This is a genomic window from Flavobacterium sp., from assembly GCF_046073885.1.
Taxonomy (GTDB): domain Bacteria; phylum Bacteroidota; class Bacteroidia; order Flavobacteriales; family Flavobacteriaceae; genus Flavobacterium.
This window is the reverse complement of record NZ_JBJTND010000069.1, coordinates 1-19,627: the sequence shown is the minus strand read 5'-3', so window position 1 is coordinate 19,627 and position 19,627 is coordinate 1. Positions and strand designations below refer to the sequence as shown.

The window sequence follows — 19,627 nt, the reverse complement described above, 5'->3', positions numbered from 1 at the left end:
ATGATTGATTGGTTAAAAAACAGCAATAAAAATTCCCCTGAGTTTTGGAAAACCTACTTATCAAAATTTGATACTAAATCCAATCGATATGTGGTTTTGTGTACTGAAACAAGTGGGTTGAATCCCAAAAAAGATGTAATATTATCCTTTGGTGCAGTATCAGTTATTGAAGACAGCATTCGCATTGGAGATATTTTTGAGGTAACCATTCCGCAATATAAATACCTTCACGACAATGGTATTTCTAGTGATTTCTTATTAGAATAAGAACAACCCAAAATGTCGGAATGGCAAGCAATGGAAAAATTCATTGAATATGTTGGAAATTCAACATTAGTTGGACACCGCATTCATTTTGATGTAGAAATGATTAATGAAGTATTAGAAAAAATGGCCTGTGGAAGATTAAAAAATGAAGCTTTGGATGTTGAAATAATGCATAAAAAACTGAATGACATCAATAATGGAAACTTCACCATTGAACAATTAGGGACGTTGTATAAAATTCCAAAAACCGATCGAATTTCTACAACAGATGATGCCTACACGCTGGCTTTATTATTTTTAAAATTAAAATCAAGATTGAATATTATTTAATGCAGAGGTTATTAAATTTATTACTACTAATTACTTTTCAATTTTGTTACTTAGAGTGGCCACCAAATAATTCGTTATTTATTTATCAGGGTGAATTCGAAATCATTCAAAAGACAGATTATTTATTAAATAACTTATTGCATCCCGTAATATTAGCTGGTTTAATAGCTCAAATAATTCTTTTGATTGGGTCTATTTATCCAAAATTAAACAACAAAGTCAATGCACTTGGTGTTTTTCTATTATTCCTTCTTGTACTACTATTTTTTATAGTCGGTATATTTTCTAAAAACTATAAAATTGTGACAAGTACACTTCCCTACTTAATCGCAACAATTATTTACATTGTAAATTCTAAAAAACAAAAATTGATTTAAAATATAAAAAGCTGCCTCATAATGAAGCAGCTTTTTAAACTTAAAAACTAAAAAAAAACTATACCTTACCGTCTTTAATTTGATCCACAATTTCTGGATTTAATAAAGTAGAAGTATCTCCAAAATTAGAGAAATCTCCTTCGGCAATTTTTCTTAAAATTCTTCGCATGATTTTTCCAGATCGTGTTTTTGGTAATCCCGCAACAAACTGAATCTTATCCAATTTTGCAATTGGTCCGATTTGATCGGATATCAACTGATTAATTTCTTTAGATAAATTATCATGATTTCTACTTTCACCAACTTCTTTTAGGATTACAAATCCATAAAGTGCATTTCCTTTAATGTCATGCGGGAAACCTACAATAGCACTTTCTGCCACAGCTGGGTGTTCATTAATTGCATCTTCAATAGGTGCAGTTCCTAAATTATGACCTGAAACAATAATAACATCATCTACTCTACCAGTAATTCTGTAATACCCTACTTCATCTCTTAGTGCCCCATCACCTGTAAAGTATTTACCAGGAAAAGCAGAAAAATAGGTTTCTTTATATCTTTGGTGATCACCCCAAATTGTTCTTGCCATAGATGGCCAAGGAAATTTAATACACAAACTTCCTGTTACTTGATTTCCATCTATTTCATTACGTAATTCATCCATTAAAACGGGTTGAATTCCAGGTAATGGTAATGAAGCATAGGTTGGTTTTGTTGGAGTTACAAAAGGAATAGGCGAAATCATAATACCCCCCGTTTCAGTTTGCCACCAAGTATCTACAAGCGGGCAACGCTTCCCTCCTACGTGATCATTATACCAATGCCATGCTTCTTCATTGATTGGCTCTCCTACAGACCCAATTACTTTTAATGAGCTTAAAGGGAATCTTTGAACGTAATCCAAACTTTCTTTTGCAAGTGCTCTAATAGCAGTTGGCGCAGTATAAAACTGATTTACTTTGTGTTTTTCTATTACTTCCCAAAAACGACTAAAATCTGGATATGAAGGAACTCCTTCAAAAATTACAGTAGTTGCTCCATTCAATAATGGTCCGTATAAAATATAGGAATGACCTGTAATCCAACCAATATCGGCTGTACACCAATACACATCATTTTCTTCGTAATTAAAAATATTTTTAAAGGTATAGGCAGTATAAACCATGTAACCCGCAGTGGTATGCACCATTCCTTTTGGCTTACCTGTTGATCCTGAAGTATATAATATAAATAGCGGATCTTCAGCATCCATGATTTCAGCTACATTATTTGGAACCGCAGCATCCATTAAGGGTTGCAACCATTGGTCACGACCTTCTTTCATGTTGATTTGTGTATTTGTTCTTTTAACAACCAATACTTTTTCTACACAAGGAGATTTTTCTAAAGCTTCATCTACAATTCCTTTTAAGTCAATTGCTTTATTACCACGGTAACTTCCATCTGAGGTAATTACCATTTTACATTCTGAATCATTAATTCTAGCTGAAACCGCCGATGATGAAAATCCAGCAAAAACAACAGAATGGATTGCACCTATTCGGGCGCATGCCAATATTGAAACAGCTAGTTCAGGAATCATTGGTAAATAAATACACACTCGATCTCCTTTTTTAACTCCTTGATCTCTTAATACATTGGCCATTCTGGCAACGCGAGCATACAATTCATTGTATGAAATATGTTGTGCCGCCTCACTTGGATCATTCGGTTCGAAAATAATAGCTGTTTTCTCACCTCTTTTAGCTAAATGACGGTCAATACAATTTTTTGTGATATTTACTTTAGCATCAACAAACCATTTGAATTTAGATTCTTGCATATCAAATTCAAATACTTTTTCCCATTTTTGATACCAAGTGAAATTCTCATCAGCAATACGATCCCAAAATTTCCTTGGTTCGCGCACTGATTTTTTATACATTTTAAAGTAATGTTCTAAATTTTGTATTTTATAGTAACTCATTGTGATTTGGGTTATTAGTTTATAATAACTAGGATAAATTATTTAATTTTATGTAAATATAGGTATTCTACTATTTTGTTAAAGAATTTTCTTGCTAAATAGATATAGGTAATTATTGCATTACTTAAACGAGCCTATTTTTGATTTTTCAAAATCGGATCGTATTTCATCAATAATTGCTTCATCATCAATAGTTGAAGGGATTTGAAATTCAGTACCGTCTGCGATGCTTCGAAGTAATTTTCTAAGAATTTTACCCGAGCGTGTTTTTGGTAAACGTTCAACGACAACGACATCTCTAAGCGATGCAACAGCACCTATTTGTTCTCTAACCAATTGCACTACTTCATGCTGCAATTGAAAATGTTCCATATTATCACCATGTTTTACAACTACTAAAGCCAAAGGAATTTGTCCTTTTAGATCATCATTAATACCGACAACAGCACATTCTGCAACTGAATGATGTGATGAAACTATCTCTTCCATTTCTGCAGTAGAAAGTCTATGACCGGCAACATTAATTACATCATCTACCCTACCTGTAATGAAAATATAGTTTTCATCATCTTTATATCCTCCGTCTCCAGAAAAATAATAACCAGGGAATTTATTCAAATAACCTTCTTGAAATCGTTGGTTGTCATTCCATAAATCCAACATGTTACCGGGAGGCAATGGTAATTTTATAACCACATAACCTTCTTCATTTGGACCTAATTCTTTTCCGTTTTCATCAAATATCTGAATGTCATAACCCGAAACTGCTTTCCCTGCAGATCCTGGTTTTACAGGTAAATACTCCACTCCCATCATATCGGCAATCATTGGCCAACCCGATTCTGTTTGCCACCAATGGTCTATAGCTGGGATAGGGATATGTTGATTGTACCAATCTAATGTTGCCACATCGCATCGTTCCCCGGCTAAAAATTGGGTTCTCAAACAAGATAAATCATATTTTTTAATGAATTCTCCGTTTGGATCTTCTTTCTTTATGGCACGAATTGCTGTTGGAGCAGTAAACATAGTTGCTACTTTGTGCTCGGAAATCACACGCCAAAAAGTACTAGCATCGGGAGTCTTAATTGGTTTTCCTTCAAATAACACTGTGGTGTTTCTATTTATAAGTGGACCGTATACGATAAAACTGTGTCCTACTACCCAGCCCACATCGGAAGCTGCCCAAAAAACTTCATCTTGCTTGGCTCCATAAATATATCGCATTGAAAATTTAAGCGCTGTAGCATAACCTCCAGAATCCCTTACAATTCCTTTAGGCTTTCCTGTAGTTCCTGAAGTATATAACACATATAAAGGATGAGTAGAATTTACTGGAACGCAAGGTGTTTCTTCAGATCCATAGACTAACGCATCATAATCAACATCGTATTTTTGAAACGGAATTCTTGCTCCTAATTTTCTATTTAAAACAATAACTTTCTTCGGTTTATGTTCTGCTAATTCAATTGCTTCATCTACCAAAGGTTTGTAAGCAATTAATCGATCAATTTCAATTCCAGATGAAGCGGTGATAATTAATCTTGGTTTGCAATCATCTATACGAATAGCCAACTCATGTGGTGCAAATCCACCAAAAACCACCGAATGGGTAACTCCAATTCTAGCACAAGCTAACATGGCAAAAGCTGCTTGCGGAATCATAGGCATATAAATTACAGCGGTGTCTCCTTTTTTCAATCCTAAAGACAGCATCCCTCCTGCCAATTTAGCTACTTCGGTTTTTACTTCATAGTAGGTGTATTTCTTAACTGTTTGAGTAACGGGAGAATCGTAAATTATAGCATCTTGATCTCCAAAACCATCTTCAATATGTTTATCTAATGTTAAATAACATACATTCAATTCTCCATCTTTATACCAAAGTGGATAATTATATTCATCTTTTGACAAGATTTTTGTAGGTTTTTTAAACCATTCAATTTGATTAGCTTGTTCTTGCCAAAATTTCTCTGGAGATTCAATGCTTTTGGAGTAGAATTCTTCGTAATTCATTATAAAATAAAATTAACAGTTGTTTAATTTAGTTTAGTAAATTTAGAGAATAAAGAAATACAAGCTAAAATAATATTGCTAAATAGATATATACATTTTTCTGAAAAATTGGCATTCTTAACAATTTAAATTTTAATTATCATTAATTTGCAGTACAATTTAGATTTATGAAAAAGTATATTTTGATTTTAGTTTTACAAATACCCATCTCATCTTTGGCTCAAGTAAATAATGATTCTACCAAATCCTTATTTATTGAAATGCTTTTCCCAGAGGAAAAAACCAAAGCGCTAATTTTGAGTTATGATGATGGAGCAAAAAATGACAGAAAACTGGTTGCATTAATGAACAAATACCAACTGATTGGAACGTTTCATTTAAATTCCAATAAATTAAGTACCAATTCCTATTATGATTATTTAAATAAGGAGGAATTAAAAGAGCTTTACAAAGGTCATGAAGTATCGGTCCATTCTGCTAATCATCCCAATTTGCCCGATATTTCTAAATTAGAAGTTGCAAATGAAATTTTTGAAGATCGAAAAGAATTGGAACGCATAATGGGTTACTCTATTCGCGGAATGGCCTACCCTTTTGGAAATACAAACGATACTATAGTTGAAACAATAAAACGTCTAGGAATTGAATATGCAAGAACCGTTGGGGACACCTATAATTTTGAAATTCCTAAAGATTTTTTAAGGTGGCATCCCACAATGCATCAATTTTGCAAAGCCTATTGGGAGCCGAATCAACCAGAAAAAGATCAAAAAGAAATGGCTTTATTTTATCAAACTATTGAATCTTTTTTGAAATTAAATGAATTGGCTGTATTAGATATTTGGGGACACAGCTGGGAAATGGGAAGTGATCAAAAGAAATGGGAAGAAACTGAAAAATTCTTTAAAATGTTGGCTGGTAATTCTGCAATTTATTATGCCAAACAAATTGATTTAGTAGATTATATAAATGCTTATAGAAACTTGAAATTTTCAGTTTTAAATGACAAAGTAACTAATTTAAGTTCTTTAACTATTTACATAAGAGCAAACAATAAAAAATATGTAATTCCATCAGGGAAGACAATAAGTATTAACTAGTTAATTCTAGTACTTTTTCTACTACTTTCTTTATAGAAAAAGGCTTCGTTAAATAAGCATTTGCACCTAGTGCCATTCCTTTTTCAACATCACTTTCTTTATTTTTTGCAGAAAGAAAAATGACTTTAGTATGGGTTAAATTACTATCTTTTTTTATTTGCTCTAAGGTTGCATACCCATCTACCATTGGCATCATCACATCCAAAATAATAACGTCTGGAAACTTAGTTTTCAAAATATCTAATGCTTCTTGACCATCACGAGCGATATACACTTCAAAATTATTTTTCTTGAAAGTATATTCTAATGACATTACAATATTTGGTTCATCATCTACGATTAATATCTTTTTCATATTGATTGGTTTCTTTATTATTCTGATTTTATTGGTAAAGTAAATACGATTTGGGCCCCAATTTCGCTTGGCTCTACCCAAATTGTTCCTTTATGGTGTTCTATGATTTGTTTGCAAATGGCTAATCCTAAACCACTTCCTTCTGGCTTCTTAATGTTTTGATTATTGGATTGATAGAATTTTTCAAAAATCGCTTCAAAGTCATTGGAATTTATTCCTTTTCCATTATCCCTTATGGAAGTATGAATCCTATCTTCTTTTGATTCAATGGTTATAGTTATTTTACCTTCACTTTCAGGGCAAAATTTAATGGCATTAGAAATTAAATTGGTAACCACTTGAATGATACGATCTTCATCATAATACGCATTAATTTTATTATTAACATCAAATTCAATAGTAATATTTTTGTTTTTTATCAATTGCATTAAGGGTTCAATTGATTTTTCGATGGTTGCAACCAAATTATTGATTTCAGGATAAATGGTTTGTTTTCCTGTTTCAAATTTTTCTAAATCCAATATTTTATCTATAAGTCGATTCAAACGATCCGACTCAGAGATAATGTTTTGAAGGAATTGCTTCTTTAATTCTTCTGGGATTTCATCGTCATCATGCAGGATTTCACTTGCCGCTCTAATTGCAGTAATTGGAGTTCGAAGTTCGTGAGTGACCGTATCTAGAAATTCGTCTTTTTGTTTGTCTTTTTCTATTAAAGAATGATTTGCTACTTGTAGTTTAGCTGTAATCTCCTTTAACTCATTTGAAGTTTCAACAAGTTTCTTATTGATAATAATGTTTTCTTTTGATTCTTCTAAGATTTTTAATACCTCTGGCAAACTGATTTTTTCCTCTTTTACAACACTTGCTATCAATATTCTAGCAGAAGCGGTACCAATATGTCCGGTGAGTAAATTCTCTGAAAATTTTATTAATCTAGCATCCGCCAATTCTTGATTGCTATCTACATTGTATTTTATATTAAAAATATTCATGGCTCGTTTAGTTCGTTCTAAACCTAAAAAACGAACCAAAACTTTTTCAATATCATTTCTATAGGCAGTCCCTTTCCATACAAAAACATCTTCGTGATTAGTAATGTATTTGTTTATATCAACAAACATTTCGGCATAATTTCGCTCTCTGTAATTACCTTTAAAACTTACCGAAACAGCAAAATAGGTTACCCAATTAAATAGCAAACTCCAAAATAACGCATGTGGTATTGGCTGAAGATAATCCAATCCAAATAATTGAAACGGTTTTAATAAATGATACCCCATAAATCCGTCTGAAATAAATGAGCTAGAACTATTGCTTGCTCCCAGAGAATAAGGAATCAATAAGGTATATACACATACAATAAATCCAATTATTATACTAGAAATTGCCCCTAACCTAGACCCCCTTCTCCAAAATAAAGCTCCAAAAAATGAAGGAGCTAATTGTGCAATAATTACAAAAGCAACCATTCCTATGGACACTAAACTATAGTCTAAACCAAAGAATCGGTATATTAAATACGATAAAATAATTAGAAAAAAGATACTTAATTTACGTGTATTTAAGATTTTTCTTGAGCTGATTGAATCTTGTGTTCCTTTTAACTTTCCGATTAAATTGTAGGGGATCAAAACATTATTAGTTACCATTGTAGAAAGTCCAATAGATGATACGACAATCATAGAAATAGCAGCCGAAAATCCACCAAGGAAAACCATTACTGTGATAAATTTTTGATTAAAAAATTGAGGTATTAATAATGAAAAAGTATCGGAATTGGCATGCTGCCCATCAAAAATTATATTTCCACCCCAAGCAATAGGATAAACAAAAATATTGAAAAGCAATAAATACAATGGAAATAACCAAACAGCTGTATTAATATGATTTTCTCTATTATTTTCAATTACAGAAACTTGAAATTGTCTTGGAAGCAAGAAAATAGCAAACATAGACAGCAAACAAAGTAAAAACCAATTAATTGCTTGCGGTAGCCCCCCTATTGAGTTCTTTTCCTTAAAATGCTCTAATAAAGATGCTTTTTGATAGATATCATCAAATCCGTCAAAAACAAAATAAGTTACATAGATTCCGATAATTAAAAAGAAAACTAATTTTAATATACTTTCAATTGCTACAGCAGTTACAATCCCTTTTCTTTTTTCGGAGGCGTCAACATAACGGGTTCCGTAATAAGATGCAAATAATGCTAACGCAATAGCGACATAAGTAGTTGTATCATTTAAGATTAAAGAACTAGTTTTTGTTTTTGTAACGATATGAAATGTTTCTGCAATAGCTTTAAGCTGGAGAGCTATGTACGGTAGTATTCCCGTTAGGCAAATTACAGTTACAACCGCTCCTAAAAATCGACTGTTTCCGTATCGTAAGGAAATGAAATCGGCTATACTGGATATTTTATTAACACGAGAAATTCTAATAATTTTCTTTAATATTAATATCCAAGAAGGTGCAATGATAATGGGTCCCAAATAAATAGGCAGATAGCTTAATCCATGATCTGCAGCTACTCCAATACTTCCATAATAAGTCCAAGCGGTACAATAAACGGCAAGCGATAGCGAATAAACATACGGATTATTCGTCCATTTGTTGTTTTCATTTTTTTCTGCCCAATGAGCAATAAAAAACAAAACCGACAAATAAGCAGAAAGTATGATTAATAAAACTATACTATTCATTATATCGTTTTACAATTATTAATGAAATAACTATGGAAAGTAAGCAAACAGAAAAAAAATAAAAATAAATAAATGGAATTCCGCACACCGACATAGAAGAGTCAAAAAGTAAAACCAACGGCAAATTGAAACACATGAATAATACATAGGATATGATAAGCATTTTTTGTTGGTGTCTTTTTTTCATCTATTGCTATTTGATGTTAAAATTAATTACAATTTAGTTAAGAAAAAAGAAATAACTTACAAGATTGTTTAAAATAACAAAAGCTCTTATTTCTAAGAGCTTTTGCATATTGAATACTAAATATTTAATCTTCATATTCATTGGTCATGGCATACCATCCAAAAATAGTAAGACCAGTAACCACTAAAGGAAGTAAAACGAAGAAAATAATAATTCCGAAAACTAAATCATCTTGTTTACCAGAGGTTAATTTACCTCCAAATATTCCGATGGAATAATAAGCAACAACAGCTGCTAAAGCTATCCATACTATTCCAATATATTTTTTAATTGAATTCATCATAATTTCTATGTTTTAATCGTGAAGTGTATTAATTTTTTTATCGATGTAGATCATTCCAATTACAAAACAAACTGCAGCAATGATAATTGGATACCATAAACCTTCTAAGTAAAATTCAGGGTTTAATGGTTTTGGTCCGGTTCCTTTAGCAGTTGTAACTAAGTAAGTTGAAATTGCAGGTAACAATCCACCAAAAATACCATTTCCTACGTGGTATGGTAATGACATAGAAGTATATCTAATTTTTACCGGGAACATTTCTACTAAGAATGCAGCAATTGGTCCGTAAACCATAGTTACGAAAATAACTTGTACAAAAATCAAGAAAATTAAAGTCCATCTTACATCATCAGTAATATTTTTTACTACCGCAACATTAGGTTTAACGCTAATTCCATCAATATGCGATTTATCTTTAGCTTCACCACTTGTAAATGTTTTCAAAGCTAAAGCAGCTAGAGTATCCACTTTTACAGGTTTCTCATCTTCTTTTAAATCATTTTTAACTTTTACAACATTATGAACTACGGCACCTTCTTTATCTTTTGAATCAAATTTAATCCAAGTTTCATTTTTACCAGATTCTTTTGCATCATAAGCCAATTCTTTAGCTAAGTATAAAGTATCTGTTTTTGTATAATGAAATTTAGCTCCGTTAGAATATAAAGTATCCGTTTTAAAATCGATGAAAATCTTAGTGTTTTTTACAGATGGATCTTTTTTATCAGCCTCTGTTTTAACAGTTGCTACATATGATCCAATTGCTTTACAACTATCTTTTACCACAGTAATGTTGTTTTTCACCATTTCCTTTGCATCAGTTAAATGATACATCTGACGGTAAATTGGACGGTATAGAAAGATTGCTAAAAGCATCCCCGTCATCATTATTGTTTTTCTTCCAATTTTATCACTCAACCATCCGAAGAATACAAAAAATGGAGTTCCTAATAATAATGCAATTCCTAATAATGTATCAACTTGCGAAGAATCAATACTTTGAACAGTTTTCATAAAACTCATTGCATAGAATTGACCAGTATACCATACAACTCCTTGTCCCATAGTAGCTCCAAATAAAGCTAAAAGAACAAATTTTAAGTTTAATTTATGTCCGAAACTTTCTTTTAATGGATTCACACTGGTTTTACCTTCTGATTTTGCTTTAGCAAATACAGGAGACTCATCCATGTTTTTACGAATTAAATAAGATACAAATACCATGAAGATAGATACCCAAAATGGAACTCTCCATCCCCATGCATCAAATTCTTCTTTTGATAAGATACCTTTAGTAATTAAAATAACCATTAAGGAAATAAACAAACCTACAGTTGCAGTAGTTTGGATCCATGAAGTCCAATATCCACGTTGACCTTTAGGAGCATGTTCTGCAACATAAGTAGCAGCACCACCATATTCACCTCCTAATGCCAAACCTTGAAGTAAACGTAGTAACAATACTAATAAAGGCGCCATAAAACCAATAGTTTCATAGCTTGGAATACAACCAATCATAAAAGTTGCTCCACCCATTAATACTAAGGTTACCATAAAGGTATATTTTCTTCCAATTAAGTCTCCGAGTCTACCGAAGAATAATGCTCCAAATGGACGCACAACAAATCCAGCTGCAAATGTTGCAAGTGTAGATAAGAATGCTGCTGTTGGATTGTCTGATGGAAAGAATTTAGTAGATAATACTACTGCTAAACTTCCAAAGATGTAGAAATCGTACCATTCTATCATCGTACCTAATGAGGAAGCCGAAATTACTTTCCAAATTCCTTTTGTTGATTTATCACTCATATTAAATTTATTTATTAGTTAATTATTAATTAGAAAGAATACACACATGAAACTAATACTTTCATGTTTCCAACTGTAGTTTTATTGTCACCAGCTTTCCCATAAAGATCTGCATCTCCCCAGGTAGCAGCAGTATACTCCAATTCAGGTGAAACTCTAAATTTATTTTGTTTGAAATCAATTCTTCCAGATGCTCTCCACACATTATCAACAACTCTAGTTCCAGATAAACCTCTCATATAGATATTACCCATGGTAGTGGCAGCAGTTCCTGCTCCATTATTTTTAGTAGTTCCAAAGAAGAATCCAGGAGCCACTTTTTTACCATTGCTGGCAATATCAATCCAATAAGAAGTTGTTTTAGTTGGATCAAAGGATTGAATTCCATTATTAACTGTTCCTGTAAAACCTCCTAACATTACTAAACTATTAAGATTTCCTCCAGAAATTCCGTAAGCTTTAATCGAAAATTTATCATTAGAATATTTAGCATAACCAAATACAGAAGAACTAATAACTTTTTCGGTAGTAACTAACTTTGGAGTTCCTCCATTGTCTGTTAATGGTTGTAATGATTTGTATTCAAATCCTAAGCCAGCAATCCAATTTTTGTTTTTGTATTGTAAGTGACCGTTAAATGAAGGAATAGAAGAGTTAATTGAAGCAGCATTTTGAGATCCAGGAGCAACTATTGCATTTGCAAATTCTCTCTCTTTATAAGCCGACAATGTAAAAGATAGGCTATTTGATAAATTATGTTTTAATCTAACTTGAGTAGCCCATCCAAAAGGATTAAACATAATTCCAGTATTGAAATTTGCAACACCAGGAAATACTTCTGGAATAAATGTTGGGTACCAAGTTTGACCCATAGTTAATTGAGTTTTAGCCCAATCCATAGTTACAAATGCTTGACGCAAACGAAACATTCCTATAGAAGAAGGAGAAGATTCAGTATTTCCAAAGAAATCACCTTCTAAGTTTCCATTCATTTTAGCACCCCATACATCTGGACCTTTTACTTTTACTCCCAGCCTAGATACTACTGATAAAAAATTGGATTGGTTAACGGCGTTTATATCACTGCCATTAGCATCTTTAACTACATCTAAAGGATAAAGATTTAATTCATCTTCTCTTACAGCTGCAGATTTACGTGAATCAAAAAAGTAATCGGTTCTTACAAACCCATACATACTTACATCCCACTCTTTTGTTGCTGGGGCAGTTGCAGCAGTTGCAGGAGTTTGTGCATTGCCTATTGCAGAAAAAGCTACAAAGGATAACAAAATAATTTTTTTCATAATTGGTAATTTTAGGTTATTAATACAAATAATTGCACTACTAAATTCTAAAATATGCCTAATGAAAAAAAATTATATATATAATATTGTAAATTGCTATAGTTAATCCTTAAAACGTTCCCATTTTATTAGCATGAACTTATCTCCAAGCTCAGTAATTATCATCCCTGCACCTTTCAATTGGTCTTTATTTTTGAGAAATTCAACCAACTCTAAGTGGTTGTATATTTTATAAGTAGGATGGTAATCGGTGTGATTGGGTTTGGTTATTTTAAATTCCTTAACCCAATTACTAATGGTAACATGAGATACGCCAATAATTCGTTCTATCTCGCGATAACTTAATCCTTCCAAAAAAAGTTGAAGTGCTTTAGTTACATAATAACTATCTATTTTTTTTCCAAGTTTATTGACAGTAAAATAATAATTGCATTTTTTACACAAATACCGCTGTCTGTCTTTGATGACACCGCTTTTTACAATAGTATCATTTTGGCACTTAGGACATGCTACTATTTCCATATATATAAATTTTGCATAAATATACTAAATTAGCAAACAAAAAAACAAATAGTGTAATTTTTTTTAATCAAAATTATTGAGAATGTAATTTTATCAATCAATAATTATTGATAATTAAATAATAGACTCATATTAAATAGGAGTCATATATACTTAGTAATAATTTGGCAAAAAAAAAGACTAAGCAAAGCTTAGTCTTTTAATTATGATTTTAAAGAAAATTATTCTTTAATAACTTTTTTAGTAGTTGTTCCTTTATCAGAAACTATTTTCATCATATAAACTCCCGTTGATAAATCAGAAATATTTACTTGAGCAGTAGAAGCATCAATAGCATTTACAGTTTTAACAACTCTTCCGTTTAAATCAGAAACTTCAATTGAATTGATTGAAGCTGATGGATTTGATACATATACTACATCTTTTGAAGGATTAGGGAAAACAGAAAAATCTTTAACAGCTAAAGTATTAGTATTAGTTCCCAATAAATTTTCAACAGCTACAGCAGTTACGTTTACATTATCAACTTGAAATTGGTTCGCAACAGTGTTTCCTGTTCCAGCGCTTACAGCAAAATCACACTCAACAACATCTATACCCATAGAAGCCGCTGTGGTACCTGTATAAAACAAACCATTAGCATCTTTCCAAGTAATAGCACCTGTATTATAATCGTAAGCAACACCAACTCTGTACCATGTATTCGCAGATAAAATTAAACCACCTGAAATAAGGTTAAAAGTATAGTAACCAACTACACCACCAGTAGAAGCAGTGTTATCATAATAAGCCCATCCACTTAATTTTAATGTAGCTGGATCATAATGAAAACCTGCAACAGCAATCATATTGGTACCATCAAAATTGTAGATATACGTTCTGAAAGTGTTTTTAGAAGTAGTTACACCACTACCTGTAAAGAAATCATACTCAACTTGTACAATATCATTTCCTGAAGTTCTGTTAGTCCAAGAAGCAGAAAGATCTTGTGATAAATATCTTGAACCTGCAGCACCAGATGAACCACTAACTTGAAGTACTTTAGAATTTGAAACTGAATTTGTCACTACTTGATAATCAGCAAGAGTACCAGCAGGAACAGCAGTAGTTGGAGTGTAAGTATACCAGTTACCTTGACCAGCTGTAGCACCAGTTAAATCAGTACTAATGTTACCAATAGTATATGACTCACAATCAGAATTAAAAAAATTATCTTGAGCGTTTGCACTAATTGCTAAAGATGAAATAAATAAAAGTAATAGTTTTTTCATAATTTATTATTTAAAGATTTGTAATGCAAAAATAGAACTATAATCTGATTAAAAAAATATTTAACTATCTTTTTCCCAATTACCTACTACAGAAGTAGCGATAGAATTGCCTAAAACATTAGTTGCACTTCGGAACATATCACAAAAGTGATCAATTGGCAATATTAAAGCTATTCCTTCAACAGGGATTTTAAACATACCACAAGTTGCTGCAACAACAACGAGACTAGCCCTTGGAACACCTGCAATTCCTTTACTGGTTAACATTAATACTAACAACATAGTCATCTGAGTGCCAAAATCAAGATGAACACCATAAACCTGAGCAATAAAAATACTTGCAAAAGTCATGTACATCATACTACCATCAAGGTTAAAAGAGTAACCCAATGGTAACATGAATGAAACAATTTTATCTTTTATTCCAAATCGCTCTAATTCTTCAGTTAATTTTGGAAAAACCGCTTCACTACTGGTTGTACCAAAGGCAATCATGATAGGACCTACTATTCTTTTTAGTAAAGTAAATAATTGTTTTTTTAAGAAAATGAATCCAATTACAATTAAAAAAAGCCATAATGTTGTAATTCCAACTAAAAAGGAACTAAAGAATTTTGTATAAGTAACTAATAAATCATTAACATCTTTTATTGCAAACACTCCTGCAATTGCTCCGAAAACACCAATAGGTGCAAACTTCATCACATAATTTACCATTTTTAGAATTATATGTGATAATTTATCTAATGCCGAAATTATTGGTTTGGAATGATCTCCTAATGAAGCTGCAGCCAATCCAAAAAAGATAGAAAAAATAACAATTTGAAGAATTTCATTGTTTGCCATCGATTCAATAATACTCTTTGGAACAATATGCTCGACAAAATTTTGAGCAGAAAATCCATCTACTTTTTCTGTTAACTCACTCGCCGAAGTCATATCAACAGATCCCAAATGCAATCCAACACCTGGTTTTAGGGTGTTTACCCAAAATAAACCAATTAACAAGGACACGAAAGAAGCCGAGAAAAACCACGCCAAAGCCTTACCTCCTATTCTTCCAACAGATTTCACATCACCTAATTTTGCAATTCCCACAACTAGGGTTGTAAATACCAATGGGGCAATAATCATTTGTACCAAACGAATAAAAACTGTTGCCAACATTTTAATTTTATCACTAAAATTTTTCGCATCATCGGCTAGGTAATTATTATGAATTACTATCCCAAGCAATGCTCCAAGAAACATTGCAATTAAGATTTGAAAAGTGAGATTACTTAAAATTGATTTATTTTCTTTTTGGGTCGTATCCATTATTTTTGATATATTTTGTTTAATAAATAAAAATCAGCAAGCACAATTGCAGCCATAGCCTCAACTATTGGAACCGCTCTGGGAACCACACAAGGATCATGCCTTCCTTTACCTTGTTGTTCTATAATTGAATTCTCTTTTGTTAATACATCTTGATTTTGAATTAATGTGGCTACAGGTTTAAATGCAACTCTGAAATAAATATCCATTCCGTTTGAAATTCCGCCTTGAATCCCCCCTGATAAATTTGTTTTTGTTGTTCCGTCAGGGTTATATAAATCATTGTGCTCACTTCCTTTCATTTGAGCACCACAAAAACCACTTCCATATTCAAAGCCTTTCACAGCATTTATTGAAAGCAATGCTTTACCTAATTCGGCGTGCAATTTATCAAACACAGGCTCGCCTAAACCAATAGGAACATTTTGTATCACACAAGTAATTGTACCTCCAACGGTGTCGCCTTGCTTTTTTATTTCTAAAATATGATTTTCCATTTTCTCAGCAGTTTCAGCATCAGGACATCTTACCGCATTGCTTTCAATTTTTGAAAAATCCAATTCTTGATAAGGTTTATTTATATAAATAGTTCCAACTGAGGAAACAAATGCATTGATTTTAATGTCTTTTACAATTTGTTTTGCAACAGCTCCTGCTACAACCCTACAAGCAGTTTCTCTTGCCGAACTTCTCCCTCCTCCTCTGTAATCTCTTATTCCGTATTTTTTTTCATAAACATAATCGGCATGACTTGGCCTGAAGGTTTCTGTATTTTGGGAATAATCTGCCGGCTTTTGATTGGTGTTATTTATGGTAAATCCAATTGGCGTTCCAGTGGTTTTTCCTTCAAAAATTCCGGATAAAAATTGAACTTCATCAGCTTCTTTTCGTTGAGTAACTATAGAAGATTGACCAGGCATTCTTCTTTGCATTTCTAATTGAATCAAATCAAAATCCAATTCGACCCCCGGAGGACAACCATCTATTATTCCACCCAAAGCAGCACCATGAGACTCGCCAAAAGTGGTAATTCTAAAAAGAGTTCCGTAACTATTTCCTGCCATAGTTGTTTGTTTTTCACAAAAATAGAATTTATATGTTAACGACTCTACTTTTTTTTAAACAAAAAAGTTTTTACTACATTAGCAAAAAAAAATCATGAAATTAAAAATTATATCAGCACTTGTTTTTTTGTCATTTATTACATCATGCTCAACAAATTCTGAAGGAAGCACATCCAATTACGGCGGACCTCTAGCTCCTTCAAATTTAATAGGGGAAGTAATTTCTTCAACTCAAATAAATCTTTCTTGGACTGATAATTCTACAAACGAAACCGGTTTTATTATTGAACGTAAAACTAGCATTGGAAATTATGAAAACATCATTTCTTTAACTCAAAACATTACTACCTATCATGACACAGGTCTGTTGCCAGGAACTAGTTATACTTACAGGATAAAATCCTTTAATAATGTTGGGGATTCACAATTATATTCTAATGAAATAACACTAGAAACTCCAACTATGTATATGCCATTAACAATTGGAAATTATTGGAACTATGATGTGCAACAAGTAAATCCCGGAGCCGTAAATACCTCAATTGGCATAGATCACTTATTTATTTCAAATGATACAATAATTAATAATGTATCCTACAAAAAAATGAAAACTTCAGCTGTACCAAATGGTTTTTTTTCAAACACCTTAAGAAATAATGGGCTTAAAATAATCGGAAGTTCAATTTTTGTTACGGGATCATTTAACTTACCATTTCCAGGACTTTCTAATCCAATTCAAATTGATTTAAATAATTTTACATATTTTAATGAAAATGCCTCTTTAAATTCAGAAATTTGTTCAACTTCTGGAACTTTACACCAAACTGTAACAGCCAACAATACCACTTATCCTCTAGATATTGATTATACATTAAAATCGGTTGCACAAGAAACGTTACCAACTTATTTATCTAATAGTGTTACCTATTCTAATGTTAAAAAAACACGACTTATTTTAAATCTTAGAATAACAACTACTTCTTCGGGAATTACAGCAACATTATTAGCTGACCAACCTGTATTGACAATGAATGAATATTTTGCAAAAAACATAGGAAATGTATATACCAATACTTATTTCCACTATGATATTAATTCAAGTATTGCAACACAATTTAGTGTTCCTGCTTCAATTTCTCAGACTGAAGAAGAATTTCTTACTACTTATCAAGTTAACTAGTTAATTGTAAATCAATTATTTCTAAATTCTATCATAATGAAAAAAATCGTATTTATAGCTACTGTGTTATTTGGGGTAATCCAAACAATAAGCGCTCAAGATATTTCAAAAAATGCTTTAGGTCTTCGCATTGGAAACAATGATGGCTATGGCGCTGAAATTTCCTACCAAAGAGCCTTATCAAATACGAACCGTTTGGAATTGGATTTAGGTTGGCAAAACAACAATAATATTTCAGCAATTAAATTATCCGGATTGTATCAGTGTGTTTGGAATATAGATAATGGCTTGAATTGGTATGCTGGTGCAGGTGCTGGGCTAATTAGTTGGAGTAATGCTAATTTTATCCCTAAAGAAAGTGGTATATTATTTAATGCAGCTGGAGACATAGGTTTGGAATATTCATTTAAAGATACACCCATTTTGATATCATTAGATTTAAGACCCGAATTGTATTTTGCAACCGGAAATTATAGACAATCTAACTTTGGATCCAATATGGCTTTAGGAGTCCGATATAAATTTAATTAATAAAAAAATCCCGACACATCGGGTTTTTTTTTACTCTTTAATTTCAATTGTTTTTTTCGACTTTACTTTAATGACACTTGATGGCTTGGAAATACCAACACTATTCCCCTTGGGTTGCACCTCTTTAATTGAAATTATTATTTTGTTTTGTAATTCAGTAATATCGTCTACAACTATTGTAAAGCCCATTTTTTCCTTTTCACCAAGATTTACTAATATAAAATTACAAGTTTCAATATCTTCTTTTTTTACATAGGGTTTAATAATTTGATCATTTAACAGAATTTCAAATTCTTTTTTTTCTGTGATTATTTCGTAAAATTGAAAAGGAGCGCCACCATAATCACTTTGATACAATATATCATATAGAGGTTTCGATACCAAAGGAGGTTTTGTAGACCCACATGAAAACAAAATAAATGCGAAAAAAATAAAAGCTATTCTATTGATCATAAACTAATTTAAAACTTTTGATTCTTCAATTGCTTTAACATAAATTGATTCATATAATGGCAAAATATTATGTATGTCAAATTGTTTTGCAACTGATAAAGCATTATTTTTAAACGTATCTAGAGTTTGATTATTGCTTAATATCGTAATAGCATTTTCAGCCATCTCATCAATATTACCAACATTACTTAGATAACCCGAAATGCCGTCAAAATTTACTTCAGGCAAACCACCAGTATTACTTGAAATTACAGGAACACGCCATGCCATAGCTTCAAGTGCGGCCAAACCAAAACTTTCTGTTTCTGAAGGCAAAATAAATAAATCTGAGATAGAAAGTACTTCTTTAGGGTCGGCAATTTTTCCCAATGAAATTATGTCTCCGCAGGTGTTCAGCTCGCGGCAAAGTTTTTCAATATTACCTCTTTCAGGTCCATCGCCAACCAAAATTAACTTGCATGGCAATTGTTTTCTTACTTGATCAAATACACGCAATACATCTTCTACCCTTTTAACTTTTCTGAAGTTTG

Annotated in this window: 19 protein-coding genes; 5 read left to right on the top strand and 14 right to left on the bottom strand. The window is 31.9% G+C overall.

All coding sequences use genetic code 11. The features are described from left to right. Together ACKOWY_RS09605 and ACKOWY_RS09600 are read left to right on the top strand one after the other, a co-directional pair. The gene (locus tag ACKOWY_RS09605; protein ID WP_408941225.1) at nucleotides 1-267 is read left to right on the top strand and encodes a hypothetical protein; all 267 of its coding nucleotides are present in this window, start codon (nucleotides 1-3) and stop codon (nucleotides 265-267) included. A 12-nt stretch (nucleotides 268-279) separates the two neighbouring features. After that, entirely contained in the window at nucleotides 280-597 is a 318-nt protein-coding gene (locus ACKOWY_RS09600) for a hypothetical protein (RefSeq protein ID WP_408941224.1), read from the top strand. Nucleotides 598-1,032: 435 nt separating this feature from the next. Here the strand turns inward: ACKOWY_RS09600 and acs are convergent, their stop codons facing one another. After that, nucleotides 1,033-2,940 (bottom strand): acetate--CoA ligase, encoded by a 1,908-nt coding sequence (gene acs, locus ACKOWY_RS09595; protein ID WP_408941223.1) that lies wholly within the window; start codon nucleotides 2,938-2,940, stop codon nucleotides 1,033-1,035. Between the two features lie 120 nt (nucleotides 2,941-3,060). Next, entirely contained in the window at nucleotides 3,061-4,956 is a 1,896-nt protein-coding gene (locus ACKOWY_RS09590; RefSeq protein ID WP_408941222.1) for an acetate--CoA ligase, read from the bottom strand. A 167-nt stretch (nucleotides 4,957-5,123) separates the two neighbouring features. Between ACKOWY_RS09590 and ACKOWY_RS09585 the strand changes: the two genes are divergently transcribed. After that, nucleotides 5,124-6,056 carry a polysaccharide deacetylase family protein gene (locus ACKOWY_RS09585; RefSeq protein WP_408941221.1) on the top strand — a complete coding sequence of 311 codons (933 nt, stop codon included), beginning with the start codon at nucleotides 5,124-5,126 and terminating at the stop codon, nucleotides 6,054-6,056. On the opposite strand, the gene ACKOWY_RS09580 is transcribed toward ACKOWY_RS09585, so the two are convergent. From ACKOWY_RS09580 to aroC, 10 genes are all read right to left on the bottom strand, one after another. Next, nucleotides 6,049-6,411, bottom strand: a complete 363-nt coding sequence (locus ACKOWY_RS09580; protein WP_408941220.1) for a response regulator transcription factor — start codon at nucleotides 6,409-6,411, stop codon at nucleotides 6,049-6,051. The genes ACKOWY_RS09585 and ACKOWY_RS09580 overlap by 8 nt on opposite strands. A 17-nt stretch (nucleotides 6,412-6,428) precedes the next feature. Next, entirely contained in the window at nucleotides 6,429-9,116 is a 2,688-nt protein-coding gene (locus ACKOWY_RS09575; RefSeq protein ID WP_408941219.1) for an ATP-binding protein, read from the bottom strand. Continuing rightward, nucleotides 9,109-9,303, bottom strand: coding sequence for a hypothetical protein (locus tag ACKOWY_RS09570; RefSeq protein ID WP_408941218.1), 195 nt, complete (start codon nucleotides 9,301-9,303; stop codon nucleotides 9,109-9,111). Before ACKOWY_RS09570 ends, ACKOWY_RS09575 begins: the two co-directional genes overlap by 8 nt. Nucleotides 9,304-9,427: 124 nt before the next feature. Beyond that, nucleotides 9,428-9,646: a DUF6814 family protein gene (locus ACKOWY_RS09565; RefSeq protein WP_408941217.1), complete on the bottom strand. Its 219-nt coding sequence runs from the start codon at nucleotides 9,644-9,646 to the stop codon at nucleotides 9,428-9,430. Between the two features lie 12 nt (nucleotides 9,647-9,658). After that, nucleotides 9,659-11,455, bottom strand: a complete 1,797-nt coding sequence (locus ACKOWY_RS09560) for an MFS transporter (protein WP_408941216.1) — start codon at nucleotides 11,453-11,455, stop codon at nucleotides 9,659-9,661. Between the two features lie 29 nt (nucleotides 11,456-11,484). Beyond that, nucleotides 11,485-12,759, bottom strand: coding sequence for a hypothetical protein (locus ACKOWY_RS09555; RefSeq protein WP_408941215.1), 1,275 nt, complete (start codon nucleotides 12,757-12,759; stop codon nucleotides 11,485-11,487). 102 nt (nucleotides 12,760-12,861) lie between these two features. Continuing rightward, entirely contained in the window at nucleotides 12,862-13,281 is a 420-nt protein-coding gene (locus tag ACKOWY_RS09550) for a hypothetical protein (RefSeq protein WP_408941214.1), read from the bottom strand. A gap of 221 nt (nucleotides 13,282-13,502) precedes the next feature. Further along, entirely contained in the window at nucleotides 13,503-14,552 is a 1,050-nt protein-coding gene (locus ACKOWY_RS09545) for a T9SS type A sorting domain-containing protein (RefSeq protein WP_408941213.1), read from the bottom strand. Nucleotides 14,553-14,612: 60 nt separating this feature from the next. Next, on the bottom strand, nucleotides 14,613-15,869 hold the full coding sequence (locus ACKOWY_RS09540; protein ID WP_408941212.1) for a dicarboxylate/amino acid:cation symporter: 1,257 nt from the start codon (nucleotides 15,867-15,869) through the stop codon (nucleotides 14,613-14,615). Beyond that, nucleotides 15,869-16,933: a chorismate synthase gene (gene aroC / locus ACKOWY_RS09535; protein WP_408941211.1), complete on the bottom strand. Its 1,065-nt coding sequence runs from the start codon at nucleotides 16,931-16,933 to the stop codon at nucleotides 15,869-15,871. The genes ACKOWY_RS09540 and aroC overlap by 1 nt, the downstream gene beginning before the upstream one ends. Before the next feature lie 94 nt (nucleotides 16,934-17,027). On the opposite strand from aroC, the gene ACKOWY_RS09530 reads away from it, so the two are divergent. Further along, nucleotides 17,028-18,113, top strand: coding sequence for a fibronectin type III domain-containing protein (locus ACKOWY_RS09530; protein ID WP_408941210.1), 1,086 nt, complete (start codon nucleotides 17,028-17,030; stop codon nucleotides 18,111-18,113). A gap of 36 nt (nucleotides 18,114-18,149) precedes the next feature. Then, the gene (locus ACKOWY_RS09525; RefSeq protein ID WP_408941209.1) at nucleotides 18,150-18,644 is read left to right on the top strand and encodes a hypothetical protein; all 495 of its coding nucleotides are present in this window, start codon (nucleotides 18,150-18,152) and stop codon (nucleotides 18,642-18,644) included. A gap of 30 nt (nucleotides 18,645-18,674) precedes the next feature. Here the strand turns inward: ACKOWY_RS09525 and ACKOWY_RS09520 are convergent, their stop codons facing one another. Together ACKOWY_RS09520 and ACKOWY_RS09515 are read right to left on the bottom strand one after the other, a co-directional pair. Then, complete coding sequence (locus ACKOWY_RS09520) at nucleotides 18,675-19,097, bottom strand: hypothetical protein (RefSeq protein WP_408941208.1); 423 nt, start codon at nucleotides 19,095-19,097, stop codon at nucleotides 18,675-18,677. A gap of 3 nt (nucleotides 19,098-19,100) precedes the next feature. After that, nucleotides 19,101-19,627 (bottom strand): glycosyltransferase (locus tag ACKOWY_RS09515; RefSeq protein WP_408941207.1); only part of this gene is annotated, 527 nt, incomplete at its 5' end.

Coding starts and splice junctions, on each gene's coding strand:
- ACKOWY_RS09605 (WP_408941225.1), top strand. CDS start 1: ATGATTGATTGGTTAAAAAACAGCAATAAAAATTCCCCTGAGTTTTGG.
- ACKOWY_RS09600 (WP_408941224.1), top strand. CDS start 280: ATGTCGGAATGGCAAGCAATGGAAAAATTCATTGAATATGTTGGAAAT.
- acs (WP_408941223.1), bottom strand. CDS start 2,940: ATGAGTTACTATAAAATACAAAATTTAGAACATTACTTTAAAATGTAT.
- ACKOWY_RS09590 (WP_408941222.1), bottom strand. CDS start 4,956: ATGAATTACGAAGAATTCTACTCCAAAAGCATTGAATCTCCAGAGAAA.
- ACKOWY_RS09585 (WP_408941221.1), top strand. CDS start 5,124: ATGAAAAAGTATATTTTGATTTTAGTTTTACAAATACCCATCTCATCT.
- ACKOWY_RS09580 (WP_408941220.1), bottom strand. CDS start 6,411: ATGAAAAAGATATTAATCGTAGATGATGAACCAAATATTGTAATGTCA.
- ACKOWY_RS09575 (WP_408941219.1), bottom strand. CDS start 9,116: ATGAATAGTATAGTTTTATTAATCATACTTTCTGCTTATTTGTCGGTT.
- ACKOWY_RS09570 (WP_408941218.1), bottom strand. CDS start 9,303: ATGAAAAAAAGACACCAACAAAAAATGCTTATCATATCCTATGTATTA.
- ACKOWY_RS09565 (WP_408941217.1), bottom strand. CDS start 9,646: ATGATGAATTCAATTAAAAAATATATTGGAATAGTATGGATAGCTTTA.
- ACKOWY_RS09560 (WP_408941216.1), bottom strand. CDS start 11,455: ATGAGTGATAAATCAACAAAAGGAATTTGGAAAGTAATTTCGGCTTCC.
- ACKOWY_RS09555 (WP_408941215.1), bottom strand. CDS start 12,759: ATGAAAAAAATTATTTTGTTATCCTTTGTAGCTTTTTCTGCAATAGGC.
- ACKOWY_RS09550 (WP_408941214.1), bottom strand. CDS start 13,281: ATGGAAATAGTAGCATGTCCTAAGTGCCAAAATGATACTATTGTAAAA.
- ACKOWY_RS09545 (WP_408941213.1), bottom strand. CDS start 14,552: ATGAAAAAACTATTACTTTTATTTATTTCATCTTTAGCAATTAGTGCA.
- ACKOWY_RS09540 (WP_408941212.1), bottom strand. CDS start 15,869: ATGGATACGACCCAAAAAGAAAATAAATCAATTTTAAGTAATCTCACT.
- aroC (WP_408941211.1), bottom strand. CDS start 16,933: ATGGCAGGAAATAGTTACGGAACTCTTTTTAGAATTACCACTTTTGGC.
- ACKOWY_RS09530 (WP_408941210.1), top strand. CDS start 17,028: ATGAAATTAAAAATTATATCAGCACTTGTTTTTTTGTCATTTATTACA.
- ACKOWY_RS09525 (WP_408941209.1), top strand. CDS start 18,150: ATGAAAAAAATCGTATTTATAGCTACTGTGTTATTTGGGGTAATCCAA.
- ACKOWY_RS09520 (WP_408941208.1), bottom strand. CDS start 19,097: ATGATCAATAGAATAGCTTTTATTTTTTTCGCATTTATTTTGTTTTCA.